At 39.8% G+C, this 352-nt stretch carries 1 protein-coding gene; it reads left to right on the top strand.

Features of this window, described 5'->3' with window-relative positions; all coding sequences use genetic code 11:
- On the top strand, positions 1 to 352 hold a 352-nt coding region (locus tag K5S59_RS24060), incomplete at both ends, for a lyase family protein (RefSeq protein WP_259653020.1).

The following is a 352-nucleotide window of genomic DNA, read 5'->3' as shown; positions in this document are numbered from 1 at the left end:
ATGGGAGCAACTGCAGTTGGTACAGGCTTAAATGCAGATCCAGAATATATTGAAGCAGTTGTAAAACATTTAGCTGCAATTAGTGAATTACCACTTGTTGGTGCAGAAGACTTAGTAGATGCAACGCAAAATACGGATGCATACACAGAAGTATCTGCAGCACTTAAAGTGTGTATGATGAATATGTCTAAAATTGCAAATGACCTTCGCTTAATGGCATCAGGTCCACGTGTTGGTTTAGCGGAAATTATGCTACCTGCTCGTCAACCAGGTTCATCTATTATGCCAGGGAAAGTAAACCCTGTTATGCCAGAAGTAATTAATCAAATTGCGTTCCAAGTAATTGGTAACG

Origin of the sequence: Bacillus sp. BML-BC051, assembly GCF_019656175.1 — a bacterium.
GTDB classification, from domain to species: Bacteria; Bacillota; Bacilli; order Bacillales; family Bacillaceae_G; genus Bacillus_A; species Bacillus_A mobilis.
Note: the sequence above shows the minus strand (reverse complement) of the source record. Positions and strands in the feature narration are given on the sequence as shown.